Source organism: Caulobacter sp. SRI_014, assembly GCF_057586315.1.
Window position 1 is genome coordinate 257,851 of sequence record NZ_JBYCZQ010000001.1, and the last position, 13,892, is coordinate 271,742.

Consider the following 13,892-nt stretch of genomic DNA (forward strand, 5'->3'; position numbering starts at 1 on the left):
GCAGCGCACCGGCCATAATATTCTCCGGGTAAAATTCAGACAGTCCGCGCGGCGCCCATCCGGCGTCCGGTCCAGTGTAGGCGCCGGCCCGCACAAAGCCGCCTACATCTCCCGCGCCGGCGCCTACGGCCCAGCTACGCTGGCGCCTACAATCGCCGCCACAGCGTCAACACAAAAGTCACACAGGATCAGCAGCTTGGCGGCCATCGCACGCTTGCCGCCCGGCAACGCGGTATAATCGTTGGCCGCTTCGATAGCGGCCCACCCCGGAGACCTCGATGACTCGCCTCGCCCTGCCCCTGGTCTTCATGGCCTGCGCCGTCCTCCTCTCCGGCTGCGTCGTCGGCTCCGTGGTCGGCGGCGTCGCCGGGGCCGCGGTCAAGACCACCGGCGCCGTGGCCAGCGCCGTCATCCCCGGCGAAAGCAAGAAACAGCGCCTCGCCCGCCTCGACCGCGAGGACAAGGCCCGCCGCAAGGCCGAGAAGAAGGCCCGCGAGGCCGAGAAGCGCCGCGAACGCGAAGAGCGCCGGCGCGACTAGCGTCACTCCGCCTCGCATATCCGCCCGTCCTGCCCCTGCTGACCAGGGTCGTGCCGAGCTCCTCGCACACGGAGTCGCCCGTCCCCTGACGATTCCCCTTGTGCCCCGGATAACAGCGGCCTATATGTGATCCGTCACTTATGCTCACTTTTAGCAAAAGGTGACGGAGCGGAATGGCCGGCGCTGCTACAGCCCGGCTTTTTACAGGCGCCAGTAATGCTCATGTTGAGCAAAAGGAGTGCGCGGATGGCCTACGACGTCGAGTTCACCCCCGAGGTGGAAGCCCTGACCGCCCCCGCGTGGGACAAGGTCAAGGACCAGGTCACAGCCCTGGAATGGCGCGTCCACGCCCCGCTGATCGCGCAGATCAACAAGCTGAAGCGCGAGAAGAACGCGGTCATCCTGGCCCACAACTACATGACGCCCGAGATCTTCCACGGGGTCGGCGACTATGTCGGCGACAGCCTGGGCCTGGCCCGCGAGGCGGCCCGCTCGGACGCGAAGATCATCGTCCAGGCCGGCGTCCACTTCATGGCCGAGACCAGCAAGGTGCTCTGCCCCGACAAGACCGTGCTGATCCCCGACCTGCGCGCCGGCTGCAGCCTGGCGAGCTCGATCACCGGCGCCGATGTGCGGCTGATCAAGCAGCGCTACCCCGGCCTGCCCGTCGTCACCTACGTCAACACCACGGCCGACGTGAAGGCCGAGACCGACATCTGCTGCACCAGCGCCAACGCCGTGCAGGTGGTCGAATGGGCGGCCCGCGAATGGGGCGTCGACAAGGTCATCCTGATCCCCGACGAATACCTGGCCCGCAACGTCGCCGCCCAGACCGACATCAAGATCATCGCCTGGGCCGGCAGCTGCGAGGTGCACCAGCGCTTCACCGTCGACGACATCGCCGAGATGCGCGTCGCCTACCCCGGCGCCGAGATCCTCGCCCACCCCGAATGCCCCGCCGACGTGCTGAACGCCGCCGACTTCGCCGGCTCGACCGCCGCCATGAGCGACTATGTCGAGAAGCGCCGGCCCAAGCAGGTGGTGCTGATCACCGAATGCAGCATGGCCGCCAACGTCGCCGGCGACGTGCCCGGGGTGAAGTTCATCGGCCCCTGCAACATGTGCCCGCACATGAAGCGGATCAGCCTTCGCAACATCCTCGACGCCCTGCAGAAGGAACAGTTCGAGGTCACCGTCGACCCGGCCATCGCCGACCGCGCCCGCCTGGCGGTGCAGCGGATGATCGACCTGCCGCCGCCCGCCATTCCCGCGCGTTACGACCTCGTCAAGGCTCGGGGCCACCACGTCGATGTCGAGATGATCTGAGCCACCAGGAGGGCTCGCCATGATCAAGATCACCCAGTTCGGACCCGTCTACCGCGTCAAGGCCACCCGGCCGGACGTTCCCAAGGACTGGTCGAGCCTGATGCCCCTCGGCGCCCGCGAGGTCGTCGAGGAACTGATCCGCCACGGCGCCAGCCTCCACGACGCCTACGACGCCATGTTCGAAGCCGACCCCCTGAGGGCGGCCCAGGAGCTCCGGTGATGACCCCCCAAAAGCAAAATGGGCGTGAACAGTTCGACGGCGTCCTGATCCTCGGCGCCGGCCTGGCCGGCCTCACCGCCGCCCTCGCCGCCGCCCCGCGCAAGGTGCTGCTGCTCAGCCCGACCCCGCTCGGCGAAGGCTGCTCGAGCGCCTGGGCCCAGGGCGGCATGGCCGCGGCCCTCGGCGATGACGACAGCCCCGCCCTGCACGCCCAGGACACCATCGCCGCCGGCGCCGGCCTCTGCGATCCCGACGCCGTCGAGGTGCTGACCGAGGAAGGCCCGGACGCCGTCCGCGCGCTGGCCGCCCTCGGCGCTCCCTTCGACCGCGACGCCGACGGCGACTTCGAGCAAGGCCTGGAGGCCGCCCACGGCCGCGCCCGCGTCGCCAAGGTCGGCGGCGACGGCGCCGGCCGGGCCATCCACAACGCGGTGATCGCAGCCGTCCTGGCCGCCCCGCACATCGAGGTCCGCACCGGTCTTCGCGCCCGCAGCCTGCTGCAGGACGCCGCCGGCCGCGTGCGCGGCGCGCTCGTACAAGACGACGACGGCGCCCTCACCGAGATCGTCGCCGCCGCCACCCTGCTGGCCACCGGCGGTCTCGGCGGCCTCTACGCCGTCACCACCACGCCCCGCGAAGTGCGCGGCGAGGGCCTGGGCCTCGCCGCCCTGGCCGGCGCCGTCATCGCCGATCCCGAGTTCGTCCAGTTCCACCCCACGGCCCTCGACGTCGGCGCCGACCCCGCCCCGCTGGCCACCGAAGCCCTGCGCGGCGAGGGCGCCATCCTGCGCAACGCAGACGGCCGCGCCTTCATGAAGAGCTACCACCCGGCCGCCGAACTGGCCCCGCGCGACGTGGTGGCCCGCGCCATCCAGTCGGAACTGGTCGCCGGCCACGGCGCGTTTCTCGACGCCACGGCGGCGGTGGGCGACGCCTTCCCGCACGAGTTCCCGGCCGTCTTCGCCGCCGCCCAGGCCGCCGGCCTCGACCCCCGCGTCCAGCCCCTGCCCGTCGCCCCGGCCTGCCACTACCACATGGGCGGCGTGGCCACGGACCTCGACGGCCGCACCAGCCTGCCCGGCCTCCTGGCCGCCGGCGAGTGCGCCAGCACCGGCGTCCACGGCGCCAACCGCCTGGCCAGCAACTCGCTGCTCGAAGCCGCCGTCTTCGGCACGAGGGCCGGCGCCGTCCTGCGGCAGGCCACCGATCCGGCGACCGATCCCCTGCCCGCAGCCCCCTGGCCCGACCTGCCGGACGGCGCCCTCATGGGCCTGCGCCAGACCATGAGCCACGACGCCGGCGTCGTGCGCGACGGCGAGGGCCTGACCCGGCTGCTCGGCCGCATCGAGACCCTGCGCGACCTCTACGGCGAGGGCCCGATCCTCGCGGCCGCCCGGCTGGTCGCCACCTGCGCCCTCGAGCGGCGCGAAAGCCGGGGCGGCCACTTCCGCCGCGACTTCCCCTGCCAGCGCCCGGCCATGCGCACCTTTGTCACCCTGGCCAGCCTCGAAGCCCGCAAGGTCGCCGCTGAATGATCGCTCCCCTGCCCGACCTGCTGATCGAGCCCGTCGTCCGCGCCAGCCTCGACGAGGACCTGGGCCGGGCCGGCGACATCACCGCGCTGGCCTGCATCGACGCCGACGCACGCCTCACCGCCAGCTTCGGCGCCCGCAAGTCCGGGACCATCGCCGGCCTCGCCTGCGCCCGCCTGGCCATCCTGGCCCTCGACCCGACCGCCACCTTTGAAACGCTCGTCAACGACGGCGACCAGGTCCCGGCCGGCACGGTCCTCGCCCGCGTGGAGGCCAACGCCCGCGCCCTGCTCTCGGCCGAACGCACCGCCCTCAACCTGCTGGGCCGCCTCAGCGGCATCGCCACCCTGACCCGCGCCTATGTCGACGCGGTCTTGGGTACGGGGGCGAGCATCACCGACACCCGCAAGACCACCCCTGGCCTGCGCGCCCTGGAGAAGTACGCCGTTCGCTGCGGCGGCGGGGTCAATCACCGCTTCGGCCTCGACGACGCCATCCTGATCAAGGACAACCACGTCGCCGCCTGCGGCGGGGTCAAGCCCGCCATCGAGCGCGCCCGCGCCTTCGCCGGCCACCTGGTCAAGGTCGAGTGCGAGGTCGACAGCCTGACCCAGTTCGACGAGGCCCTGGCCGCCGGTCCGGACGTCATCATGCTCGACAACTTCGCCCTCGCCGACCTTCGCGAAGCCGTCGCCCGCAACGCCGGCGCCCTGGTCCTCGAGGCCTCGGGCGGCGTCAACCTCGACACGGTCGCCGCCATCGCCGCAACCGGGGTCAACGTCATCAGCGTCGGCGCCTTGACCCACTCCGCGCCGGTGCTGGACATAGGCCTCGACGCCTGACGCATTAAGTTTGCGTCATCCGCATCCATAGGCTGGCCGGCCGGCCTCTGCCTCACAAAGAGGGGCCATCATGAAACTTGACCGACGCAGCCTGTTCGCCACCCTGGCCGGGAGCGCGATCGCCGCCGCCGCCGCACCCGCCATCGCCCAGGAGGCCCCGCCGCCAGCGCCCAAGCCGACCTGGCTCGACCGCCTCAAGAGCGGCTTCAGGGACAGCCGCCTGCCGGTCGCCATCGACCTGAATGGCGGCGTCAGCGGGGCCGGCTGGGACTGGCTCAAGGCCGAGGGCGCCAAGGCCCGGTTCTTCGCCTTCGGCGAGGAGCACGGCCTGGCCCAGGTCCCGGTTCTGGTCCGCGAACTGGCCATGGCCCTGAAACCCGACCGGCTGGTCCTCGAAATCTCCCCACCCATCGCCGAGGACATCGACCAGGCCGCCCGTGGCGGCCTTGAGGGTCTCAAGGCCTACTACCGCGACCACCCGCCGGGACCCGCCTTCTACACCATGGCCGAGGAGGCCCGCATGCTGGCCGCCGTCCGCGCCGCCCTGCCCGGCAAGAAGCAGCTGATCTGGGGCCTCGACTACGAGGTGACCATGGACCGCCGGCTGATCGCCCGCCTCAAGCCCAAGGCCCCCGCCTCGGCCGAGGCCGCCCTGGCCGCCGTCGAAGCCGCCTCACAGGCCGGCTGGGCCGCCTACGCCGCCACCAAAGACATCAGCAAGGTGTTCACCTTCGCCGGTGACCCGGCCCTGGTCGAGGCCCTGATCGCCGCCTGGCCCAAACCCGACAGGGCCAGCGCCGACATCCTGGAAACCCTGCTCCAGACCTTGCGCACCAACCGCGCCTACCTCGAGGAGCGCTACTTCCAGTCCAACGCCATCCGCGCCGACTTCATGAAGGCCAGCTTCGCCCGCCAGTGGCGCGCCGCCGCCCCCAAGCCACGCATCCTGTTCAAGTTCGGCGCCGGACACATGGTCCGTGGCCGCAGCATGACCGAGGTCTACGACATCGGAAACCTGCTGGCCGAGGCCGCCACCCTCGAGGGTGACAGCAGCTTCCACCTGCTGGTCGTGCCCCTGGCCGGCGGCCGCCAGGCGGCGTTCAACCCGGCGACCTGGACCTATGAGGACGTCCCGGTCTCGACCATCGAGGAGATGGGCCTCGAACCTCTGGCCGAACTGGCCCTGCCGACCGGCTCGACCCTGGTCGACCTGCGCCCCCTGCGCCGCTTCATGTCGGGCTCGGTGACGGCCAAGGCCGATCCGCGGCTGGCGCGCGTGGTCCACGGCTACGACGCCATCCTGTTGGTCCGGGACTCGGTGGCCTCGAAGGGGCTCTAGGCGGCGGAGCCGACGGGCGGGGTTGCAACGTCCTGACGATCTCCTATCTGTATCTCATCTTGTTACGGAACGACCCCATGACCCGCATGCCCGCCCTGTTCCTGGGCCACGGCTCGCCGATGAACGCCATCGAGAACAACGCCTGGACCCAGGGCTGGGCCCACGCCGGCCAGGCCCTGCCGCGCCCCAAGGCCATCCTGATCATCTCGGCCCACTGGGAAACGCACGGCGTCGCCGTCACCGCCGGCGAACGGCCCGAAACTATCCACGACTTCTTCGGCTTCCCCCAGGCCCTGTTTGACGTCCGCTACAACGCTCCCGGCGACCTCGCCCTGGCCCGGCGGGTGGTCGAGTTGCTCGGCCCCGACCCGGTCGCCCTCGATACCGAGCGCGGCTTCGACCATGGCGTCTGGAGCGTGCTGGCCCCGATGTACCCCGAGGCCGACATCCCCATCGTCGCCCTGTCCATCGACCGCAGCAAACCGGACCGCTGGCACTACGAGGCCGGCCAACGCCTGGCGTCCCTGCGCGACGAAGGCGCGATGATCGTCGGCAGCGGCGACATCGTCCACAACCTGCGGGCCGTGAACTTCCGCAGCGGGACGACCCCCGACTGGTCGCCGCGCTTCAACGAGACCGCCAAGCGCCTGATCATCGAGCGCAACCACGACCCGCTGATCGACTGGCAAAGCCTCGGCGCCGACGCCGACCTCGCCATCAACAGCGCCGAACACTACCTGCCCTTGCTCTATGTGCTGGGCGCCAGCCACGCGGATGAGCCGGTCGGCTTCTTCAACGACGATGTCTTCGCCGCCATCTCGATGACCTCGGTGGCCTACGGCGCCCCGACGCTGGCGTCTGGCTGAACGCCGTCCTGCAACAAGGACCGTCCGGGGCCGTTATCGTTGCGTCGGGGGCCACAACACAGGAGCGCCCCATGTCCAAAGCCCCGCCCATCCCCAAGGAACAGCGCAGCTTCCGGGGCCAGCGCCCCGACCTCGCCGGCGACACCCAGGGCCGCCGCGACGCCGAGACCGGCCTGCAGTCGGCCCAGGAGGGCGATGCCGACGCCAACCTCAAGGAGCAGGGCCGCTACGGCAATCTGCACCAGAACGTCGAGACCGTGCACGCCCGGACGCAGGACCGTTGATCAAACGGCGGCCGCCGCCTTCTCGGCGGCCGCCAGCCGTTCGGGCATGGCCGCGCCGTACATGGCCGTCACCCGCGCCAGGATTTCCGGCGGCGCGGTTTCCGGCCGGCCTGCGTTGAACGGCGGGGCCGGGGCGTATTCCAGCCCCAGCTGCAGGGCCTGGGCGAAGTCGTCGCCGGCCACCTCGGCCGCCAGGGTCAGGGCAAAATCGATGCCCGCCGTCACCCCGCCGCCGGTGAAGACATTGCCGTCCCGCACCACCCGGGCCGGATCGGGGATGGCTCCGAACAGGCTCAGCTGATCGCGCCAGGCCCAGTGACAGGCCGCCCGCTTGCCGGCCAGCAGCCCCGCCGCCGCCAGGATCAGCGAGCCCGTGCAGACACTGGTGACATAGCGCGACAGCCCGGCCAGCCGACGGATCTCGTCCAGGAACGCTTCGTCCAGCATGGCGGCGCTGGTCCCGAACCCACCGGGGATACAGAGAATGTCGCACGTCTCGATGGCGTCGAGCCGCGACAGACCGGCGAAGGTCAGGCCGTCGGCTTCCAGCTCGCCACCATCCTTCCACGCCACGGTCACCCGCGCGCCTGGCAGGCGGCTCAGGAACTGGTGCGGGCCGGTGAAGTCGAGATGGGTGACGTCCGGATAGAGGGCGAAGACGATGTGCAGCGGGGCGGCGGGCATGGGGAGGCTCCGTTGAATGAGGTGACCTTGACATCCTGCCCGATGCGGCGCTTGTCTGAAATGACATTGATCCCTCACTTTCCGCCAAGCAGGCTGACGGACCATGGCCAAGCGCATCGGCGTCCTGATCTTCCCCGACTTCCAGCTGCTCGACGCGGCCGGACCCATGTCGGCCTTCGAGATCGCCGCCCGCTACCGGCCCGGCGCCTATGAGATCGAGACGGTCAGCCGCCACGGCGGCCTGGTGCGCTCGTCCGGCGGCGTCGCCGTCGACAGCCGCGCCTTCGACGGCGCCGACCGCTTCGACACCCTGCTGCTCAGCGGCGGCGAAGGCACCCGCGGCCCGGCGATCTGCGAGACGACCCTCGACTTCGTTCGAACCGCCGGAACCGCCGCCCGCCGTGTCGCCTCGGTCTGTTCGGGGGCCTACATCCTGGCCGAGGCCGGGCTGCTCAATGGCAGGCGGGCGACCACCCACTGGAACCGAACCGACCACTTCCGCCGCGCCTACCCGACCGTGAGACTGGAGGCCGACCGCATCTTCGTCCGCGACGGCCCGGTCTGGACCAGCGCCGGCATCACCGCCGGCATCGACCTGGCCCTGGCCCTGATCGGCGAGGATCTGGGTGAGGACATCGCCCGCAAGACCGCCCAGCAACTGGTCGTCTACCACCGCCGACCCGGCGGCCAGTCACAGTTCTCGGCCCTGCTGGAGATGGAGGCCGGCGGCCGCTTCGATCCGCTTCTGGCCTGGATGCGCGAGAACCTGCGCCGCCCCCTGACCGTCCCCGAACTGGCCGAGCAGGCGAAGATGAGCGAACGCACCTTCCTGCGCGCCTTCTCTTCCGAGCTCGGCCTCACCCCCGCCAAGGCCGTCGAACGCCTGCGCCTGGAAGCGGCCCGCACCCTGCTGGAAAGCCAGCCCCTGCAGGTCGAGGACGTCGCTCTCGAAACCGGCTTCGGCGACAGCGAACGCATGCGCCGCGCCTTCCTCCGCGCCTTCGGCCAACCGCCGCAGGCGCTGCGGCGCTCGTCGGGCGCAGCTCATCCTCACCCGTAAACGGGGGAGGATGATGGTCCCTCACGCCCCTGTGTGGTGACGACCGCCGCCGGGCCGCGCCAATGTCGGCTTCCTTACCAATGGAGACGCCCCATGGCCCACAAGTTCGAGATCTACAAAGACAAGGCCGGCGAGTACCGGGTCCGCTTCAAATACAACAGCGAGACCATCTTCTCGACTGAGGGCTACAGTTCCAAGGCCTCCGCCCAGAACGCCATCGACTCCATCAAGAAAAACGGCCCGGAGGCCCCGACGGAAGACAACAGCTGAGCTTGACCTGACGGCTCCTCCCGCTTCTGATCGGCGATAACCAATAATCGGAACGGGAGGCGGCCCATGGCCACGGCCGGCGCCAACGGGCGCAAGTGCATCTTCATCACCGGCGCCGCCAGCGGCATTGGCCTGGGCGCCGCCAGGCGCTTCGCCAAGGAGGGCTGGTTCGTCGGTCTGGCCGACATCGACAAGCCGGGCCTCAAGGCCGCCCTGGCCGAGATCGGCCCCGGCAACGGCGTCACCGTCGATCTCGACGTGCGCGACTTCAAACAGTGGGAAAAGGCCATCGCGGCCTTCGCCAAGGCCAGCGGCGGCCGCCTCGACGTGTTGCTCAACAACGCCGGCATCGCCCGCTACGGCTTTCTTGAGGAACAGAGCCTCGAGGAAGGCGATCTGCAGATCGACATCAATGTGAAGGGCGTCATCTACGGCGCCCGCACCGGCCTGGAGCTGCTCAAGGCCACGCCGGGCTCGACCCTGATCAATGTCGCCAGCTGCGCCGGCCTGTTCGGGGCCCCGCGCATGGCCATCTATTCGGCCACCAAGTTCGCGGTGCGCGGCCTGTCGGAATCGCTGGAGGCCGAGTTCGCCCGCTTCGGCGTGGCAGTGCGCTGCATCATGCCCTGGTTCGTCGACACGCCGATCCTCAACGCCGGGGCCAGTGGAACCAATATGAAGATCACCGACGCCATCCGCGAGGGCGGCTCGCCGGTCTACACGGTCGAGGAAGCGGCCCAGGTCATCTGGGACGCGGCAGCCGGCAAGGGCGACAAGCTCAACTACATCGTCGGCAAGGCCGGCAAGGACATCGCCTTCATGCTGCGCTTCATGCCGGGCATGATCCGCAAGCGCTTCAAGGCGCTGGCGGAAGCCACATAACGATCCCTGTCCCGCTTGTCGGGAGAAGGGAAAGTTACATCGCGCTCGGAGCAGCCGAAGCCTCGGCCTTCGGGGCCGTCGCCGGCTCCTTGGGCTTTTCGGCCGGGCCACCGACGCCGGTCGCCTTGGTCTCGGTGACGGCCGAAGCCAGGATCACCGTGGCGCCGGACGGGGTCACCATCTCATAGGGCTGCGGGCCGGCCGGCATATCCGTGGCCGACGCGACCTGGAAGTTGCCTTCCGGGCCCGACAGGCGCGGACGGCCGTCAAAGGCCCCCGGCGCGCCGCGGCCACCGCCGAAGCGGTAGAAGACATGCAGGCCGACCTGCTGCACCCGCACCATGCGCGGGCCCCAGCCGGGCGAGACGTTGATGGTGTGGAAGTGGGTAGCGTTGCCGACGCTGGCCATCACCTCGCCGCCCAGGGCGCGGCTGGCGACCTTGCGGGCCCGGCTCCAGGCGCCCGGCTCACGGCCCCGGCGCATCGAGCCATCGCAGGCGAAGCTGAACTGGCAGACGCCGAAGGCCCGCTGGAAAACCACCGAGCAGACGCTCTTGGGGAAGGCCGGGTGACGCACGCGGTTCAGGACCACCTGGGCGACGGCCGCCTGGCCGGCCGGGGTCTCGCCACGAGCTTCATAATAGACCGCCTGGGTCAGGCATTCGAGGTCGCGCGAGCTGTCCAGGTCGGCGCTCAGCTTGAACGGCTTGGCGGCCGGGTTGAACGGCCCGCCGAAGCTGGCGCGCAGCAGGCCGACAGCCGACTTCGGCTGCGCCGCCGGCAGAGGGGCGGCGCGGTCCATGCGGGCGACTTCCAGCGCCGTCTGGCGGTCGCGCTGGGCGCCGCCGGTGGTCAGGGTGGGGTCGTAGCGGCGGGCCAGGGCCAGGGCGGCCGGGTCCATGTCGAGCACGCGGTCGCGCAGGGCGATTTCGGAATAGCCGCCGCCGGCGGCCTGGGCCATGTCGGCCATACGGACGTTCTGCTCGCGCGCGTCAGCGGTGCCCGCCACATAGGCGGCCGCGACGATGAGGCCCATGGCGGCGCCGGTCGATGCGCCAACAACCAGGGCACGCGCGCCAGCGCGGCTCCGTTCAAACAAAAACAAAGGTCTCAAGTCCTGTGCGACAGGGGCAGGATGCGCCCCCCGGTATCAGCGTCGAACGAGCCCAAAATACGCTACGCGGGCGATTGAACGACGGATTCGGCCAGGATCAGGATTAGGCCGAGGTGGTCCTTATCCCAGACTTTATGGCCCAAATGTGGCCGATTCGCAAGGCAATGCTGCACCGCAACATGAAGCAGGCCGTCAGATTTCGCGCCGGGTCGGGTTAACACCTTCAAGTTCTTGCAGATTCGCGGAGACTCCGGCGCATCCCCGCACTGCGGCAAGTTTCCCCTGTCGAGCGAAGACTACTGTGCGAAACCTGTCCTCTCAGCTTGGGTATCCATTGCGCAAACGCCCATTGCGAGTCACCATGTTCTACGTCCACTCGTGACGTATTGGAGACGTCCATGAAGAAGCTCATCGCCGGGGCCGCTGCCGCCGCCCTCGCTCTGGCCGCGATGCCTGCGCTGGCGGGCGACCTGCTGTACGAGGCCGCGCCCGACAGCCTGACCGAGAACCTCAATGGCCAGCCCTACTGGTCGGCCCAGGCGCAGTGCGCCGGCCTGTTCGGCGCCGCCGCCCAGTACCTGACCGACACCGGCGACAGCGCCGGCGCCCAGGCTTCCAGCAAGCTGGCCGTCAGCTTCGCCAACGACGCCATCAAGCGCCTGGTCAAGGACCGCGGCATCACCCGCAAAGAGGCCCTGGCGGCCATCGAGCCGGCTGTGCTCAAGGCCCGCACCGACAGCATGAGCCTGGTCTCCAGCGGCGACACCAGCGCCAAGTCGACCTGGAACTTCGCCCGCAGCTCCTGCCTCGACGTCGCCGAGGCCTACACCCAGGTGAGCTACTGATATGAAGATCCGGGGGATTGTCGCCGCCGTAACGGTTCTGGCGTTGGCCGCCGGCGCCGTGCCGGCCTCAGCCGCTGACCTCTTGATGGCCAAGGGCGCCTCCAGCGCCCTGACCGAAAGCGACGTCGGCAAGCCCTACTGGGTGCTGCACGCCCAATGCGCCGGCGTCTTCTCGGCCGGTTTCGCCTACCGTGGCGAGGAAGCCGACAAGACCACCGGCGTGGCCATGTTCAACGCCTCGATCGACCGTCTGGTCCGCGACCGGGGCATGGAGCGCAAGGCCGCCATGGCTCTGGCCTCCGAGCAGCTGGCAACCGGCCGCGAACTGGGCAACGAGCTGCTGTCCCGCGGCGGCGACAAGCGCACCGGACCCTGGAACCTGCAGCGCAGCGCCTGCCTGGACATCTACGAAGGCTACACCGGCAAGTTCGGCTGAGCGGCCTTGCATCCCTTGGCGGCGCCAGCGATGCTGGCGCCGTTCAGGGGGATTTTCTGTATGCGTTCGCCGATGACGGGCCTGTTCATGGCCGCCATGCTGCTGGCCGCGCCCGCCGCCGCCGCGCCCAATCCTCACACCAACGCCACGGCCCCGCCGGCGCCGGCCCAGTTCGAGGGCTTCGAAGCCCGCGTCGTCGATCGGCTGGTCAGGCTGCGCAAGGAAGGCTTCGACGGCTGTGAGGCCGGCAAGGCGGACCTGCTGGTCATCGTCAGAGACAGGGCCTTCTCCGGCCTGTCTGAACCGGTCAAACGCAATGCCCTGTTCAGCATCCTGACCTGCACAGAGCGCAACGCCGATCCGGACGCCCTGTTCGCCGCCCGGCTGCTGGAGCCGATCGCCGTCACGCCGGCCGAGCGCGGCATGCTCAACTACCATCTGATGACCGGCGACCTGGGCAGGGGCAAGGACAGGCTGCAGGCCGCCAGGCGGCTGCTGGCGGTCATGGACAGCTACCCCGGCATGGTCGACCACTGGGAAGCCTCGTGGTTCGGATCGATGCTGGTCGCCGCCAAGAAGGACCCTGCCCTGGAGCTGGCGCTACTCAGCCGCCTGGTCAAGGCCGACTGGAGCCACCCCTCGGCCAAGGACGCGGCGCGCGTCTGGTGGCGGATGGACCTGGCCCGGCGCCAGGCCGACCTCAAGGACGTCGCCGCCATGCGCGCGACCCTGGCGCCGGTCGACGATCCCGACAGCCTGATCTCCATCGCGCTTGACCGCCGCTTCGAACCCCTGTGGACGGAGATGGAGGCCGCCGGCCGCTTCGACTGGAAGCCCGTCGCCGAAGCCAACGTCGCCAACAAGCGCGCGCTGCTGGCCAGGGAGCCCAACCGGCTGTCCAACATCATGGCCCTGATGGACGCCTTGCGCCTGACGGACGGGGCCGAAGAGGCCCGCACACTGGGCGAGGCCGCCCGGGCCCGGCTGGCGACGCCCGACGCCTTCGTTGACCAGGAGGACAACAGCCCCTGGCTGCTGCTGAGCCTGACCGGCGCCCTGGGCGACCTGGGCCGCGAGGCCGAGGCCGACGCGCTGTTCCGCCAGATGATCCCGGTCAGCGACAAGACCGGCGACCGCATCTCCCAGCGGGTCAACTGGTCCGGCGACCTGATCAACGCCGGCCGCGCGGCGGAGGCCCTGACGTTGCTGCAGGAGATCGGCGACAAGGACGGCTCGCCCTACGGTATCGGCTGGCGCGACAGCGGCATGGTCTGCGCCCTCAGCGACATCGACCGCAAGCGGGCTACGGCCGTGCTGGCCCGCATGGCGCCGAAATGGGAGGACAATCCGGCCGCCCTCTACCAGGCCCAGCTGTGCCTGGGCCGCGTCGACGAGGCGGCGGCCCTGCTGGTCAGGCGGCTGGAATCGCCCAGGCACCGCGACGGCGCCATCGGCGCCAACCTGACCGGAAGCCGCGGAGCCCTGCCCAAGACGCCCTTCATCGCCCGGGTCGTGGAAACCCGCGACAAGGTTCTGGCGAGGCCGGAGGTCATCAAGGCGCTGGCCCGCTACAGCCGGCCGATCAAGGTGCCCTACGGCGGCGACTACGCCACGCCCTACTGATCACGTCTGGCGCGGGTCCTTCAGCCGGCC

General features: G+C 70.1%; 16 protein-coding genes. 14 read left to right on the plus strand and 2 right to left on the minus strand.

The features are described from left to right. Positions 1–278: 278 nt before the first annotated feature. From AC2YG9_RS01505 to AC2YG9_RS01540, 8 genes are all read left to right on the plus strand, one after another. Positions 279–539 (plus strand): hypothetical protein, encoded by a 261-nt coding sequence (locus tag AC2YG9_RS01505; RefSeq protein WP_487296153.1) that lies wholly within the window; start codon positions 279–281, stop codon positions 537–539. A gap of 246 nt (positions 540–785) precedes the next feature. Then, positions 786–1,865, plus strand: a complete 1,080-nt coding sequence (gene nadA, locus AC2YG9_RS01510) for a quinolinate synthase NadA (RefSeq protein WP_487296154.1) — start codon at positions 786–788, stop codon at positions 1,863–1,865. 19 nt (positions 1,866–1,884) lie between these two features. Beyond that, complete coding sequence (locus tag AC2YG9_RS01515; protein ID WP_487296155.1) at positions 1,885–2,085, plus strand: hypothetical protein; 201 nt, start codon at positions 1,885–1,887, stop codon at positions 2,083–2,085. Beyond that, positions 2,085–3,620 carry an L-aspartate oxidase gene (locus AC2YG9_RS01520; protein ID WP_487296156.1) on the plus strand — a complete coding sequence of 512 codons (1,536 nt, stop codon included), beginning with the start codon at positions 2,085–2,087 and terminating at the stop codon, positions 3,618–3,620. Before AC2YG9_RS01515 ends, AC2YG9_RS01520 begins: the two co-directional genes overlap by 1 nt. After that, positions 3,617–4,459 carry a carboxylating nicotinate-nucleotide diphosphorylase gene (nadC, locus tag AC2YG9_RS01525; RefSeq protein WP_487296157.1) on the plus strand — a complete coding sequence of 281 codons (843 nt, stop codon included), beginning with the start codon at positions 3,617–3,619 and terminating at the stop codon, positions 4,457–4,459. Before AC2YG9_RS01520 ends, nadC begins: the two co-directional genes overlap by 4 nt. A 70-nt stretch (positions 4,460–4,529) precedes the next feature. Then, positions 4,530–5,798 (plus strand): hypothetical protein, encoded by a 1,269-nt coding sequence (locus AC2YG9_RS01530; protein WP_487296158.1) that lies wholly within the window; start codon positions 4,530–4,532, stop codon positions 5,796–5,798. A gap of 77 nt (positions 5,799–5,875) precedes the next feature. Beyond that, a complete protein-coding gene (gene ygiD, locus AC2YG9_RS01535; protein WP_487296159.1) occupies positions 5,876–6,664 on the plus strand; it encodes a 4,5-DOPA-extradiol-dioxygenase in 789 nt (262 codons plus the stop codon). A gap of 71 nt (positions 6,665–6,735) precedes the next feature. Next, on the plus strand, positions 6,736–6,948 hold the full coding sequence (locus tag AC2YG9_RS01540; RefSeq protein ID WP_487296160.1) for a hypothetical protein: 213 nt from the start codon (positions 6,736–6,738) through the stop codon (positions 6,946–6,948). On the opposite strand, the gene AC2YG9_RS01545 is transcribed toward AC2YG9_RS01540, so the two are convergent. Next, positions 6,949–7,632, minus strand: a complete 684-nt coding sequence (locus tag AC2YG9_RS01545; protein ID WP_487296161.1) for a DJ-1/PfpI family protein — start codon at positions 7,630–7,632, stop codon at positions 6,949–6,951. Positions 7,633–7,735: 103 nt separating this feature from the next. Between AC2YG9_RS01545 and AC2YG9_RS01550 the strand changes: the two genes are divergently transcribed. From AC2YG9_RS01550 to AC2YG9_RS01560, 3 genes are all read left to right on the plus strand, one after another. Continuing rightward, positions 7,736–8,692 (plus strand): GlxA family transcriptional regulator, encoded by a 957-nt coding sequence (locus AC2YG9_RS01550; protein WP_487296162.1) that lies wholly within the window; start codon positions 7,736–7,738, stop codon positions 8,690–8,692. A 93-nt stretch (positions 8,693–8,785) separates the two neighbouring features. Further along, a complete protein-coding gene (locus AC2YG9_RS01555; RefSeq protein WP_487296163.1) occupies positions 8,786–8,962 on the plus strand; it encodes a YegP family protein in 177 nt (58 codons plus the stop codon). 66 nt (positions 8,963–9,028) lie between these two features. Then, on the plus strand, positions 9,029–9,844 hold the full coding sequence (locus tag AC2YG9_RS01560) for an SDR family oxidoreductase (protein WP_487296164.1): 816 nt from the start codon (positions 9,029–9,031) through the stop codon (positions 9,842–9,844). A 34-nt stretch (positions 9,845–9,878) separates the two neighbouring features. Here AC2YG9_RS01560 and AC2YG9_RS01565 read toward each other — a convergent pair whose 3' ends face one another. After that, a complete protein-coding gene (locus AC2YG9_RS01565; protein ID WP_487296165.1) occupies positions 9,879–10,880 on the minus strand; it encodes a cell wall hydrolase in 1,002 nt (333 codons plus the stop codon). 476 nt (positions 10,881–11,356) lie between these two features. On the opposite strand from AC2YG9_RS01565, the gene AC2YG9_RS01570 reads away from it, so the two are divergent. Genes AC2YG9_RS01570 through AC2YG9_RS01580 form a run of 3 tightly spaced genes read left to right on the plus strand, consistent with a single transcriptional unit; the run spans position 11,357 to position 13,862 of the window. Next, positions 11,357–11,803 (plus strand): hypothetical protein, encoded by a 447-nt coding sequence (locus AC2YG9_RS01570; RefSeq protein WP_487296166.1) that lies wholly within the window; start codon positions 11,357–11,359, stop codon positions 11,801–11,803. Position 11,804: 1 nt separating this feature from the next. Continuing rightward, the gene (locus tag AC2YG9_RS01575) at positions 11,805–12,239 is read left to right on the plus strand and encodes a hypothetical protein (RefSeq protein WP_487296167.1); all 435 of its coding nucleotides are present in this window, start codon (positions 11,805–11,807) and stop codon (positions 12,237–12,239) included. Between the two features lie 60 nt (positions 12,240–12,299). Further along, positions 12,300–13,862: a hypothetical protein gene (locus AC2YG9_RS01580; protein WP_487296168.1), complete on the plus strand. Its 1,563-nt coding sequence runs from the start codon at positions 12,300–12,302 to the stop codon at positions 13,860–13,862. Positions 13,863–13,892 lie beyond the last annotated feature (30 nt).

What these genes read in the sequence shown, in the direction of transcription:
- AC2YG9_RS01505 (WP_487296153.1), top strand. Translation starts at nt 279, where the DNA reads ATGACTCGCCTCGCCCTGCCCCTGGTCTTCATGGCCTGCGCCGTCCTC.
- nadA (WP_487296154.1), top strand. Translation starts at nt 786, where the DNA reads ATGGCCTACGACGTCGAGTTCACCCCCGAGGTGGAAGCCCTGACCGCC.
- AC2YG9_RS01515 (WP_487296155.1), top strand. Translation starts at nt 1,885, where the DNA reads ATGATCAAGATCACCCAGTTCGGACCCGTCTACCGCGTCAAGGCCACC.
- AC2YG9_RS01520 (WP_487296156.1), top strand. Translation starts at nt 2,085, where the DNA reads ATGACCCCCCAAAAGCAAAATGGGCGTGAACAGTTCGACGGCGTCCTG.
- nadC (WP_487296157.1), top strand. Translation starts at nt 3,617, where the DNA reads ATGATCGCTCCCCTGCCCGACCTGCTGATCGAGCCCGTCGTCCGCGCC.
- AC2YG9_RS01530 (WP_487296158.1), top strand. Translation starts at nt 4,530, where the DNA reads ATGAAACTTGACCGACGCAGCCTGTTCGCCACCCTGGCCGGGAGCGCG.
- ygiD (WP_487296159.1), top strand. Translation starts at nt 5,876, where the DNA reads ATGACCCGCATGCCCGCCCTGTTCCTGGGCCACGGCTCGCCGATGAAC.
- AC2YG9_RS01540 (WP_487296160.1), top strand. Translation starts at nt 6,736, where the DNA reads ATGTCCAAAGCCCCGCCCATCCCCAAGGAACAGCGCAGCTTCCGGGGC.
- AC2YG9_RS01545 (WP_487296161.1), bottom strand. Translation starts at nt 7,632, where the DNA reads ATGCCCGCCGCCCCGCTGCACATCGTCTTCGCCCTCTATCCGGACGTC.
- AC2YG9_RS01550 (WP_487296162.1), top strand. Translation starts at nt 7,736, where the DNA reads ATGGCCAAGCGCATCGGCGTCCTGATCTTCCCCGACTTCCAGCTGCTC.
- AC2YG9_RS01555 (WP_487296163.1), top strand. Translation starts at nt 8,786, where the DNA reads ATGGCCCACAAGTTCGAGATCTACAAAGACAAGGCCGGCGAGTACCGG.
- AC2YG9_RS01560 (WP_487296164.1), top strand. Translation starts at nt 9,029, where the DNA reads ATGGCCACGGCCGGCGCCAACGGGCGCAAGTGCATCTTCATCACCGGC.
- AC2YG9_RS01565 (WP_487296165.1), bottom strand. Translation starts at nt 10,880, where the DNA reads ATGGGCCTCATCGTCGCGGCCGCCTATGTGGCGGGCACCGCTGACGCG.
- AC2YG9_RS01570 (WP_487296166.1), top strand. Translation starts at nt 11,357, where the DNA reads ATGAAGAAGCTCATCGCCGGGGCCGCTGCCGCCGCCCTCGCTCTGGCC.
- AC2YG9_RS01575 (WP_487296167.1), top strand. Translation starts at nt 11,805, where the DNA reads ATGAAGATCCGGGGGATTGTCGCCGCCGTAACGGTTCTGGCGTTGGCC.
- AC2YG9_RS01580 (WP_487296168.1), top strand. Translation starts at nt 12,300, where the DNA reads ATGCGTTCGCCGATGACGGGCCTGTTCATGGCCGCCATGCTGCTGGCC.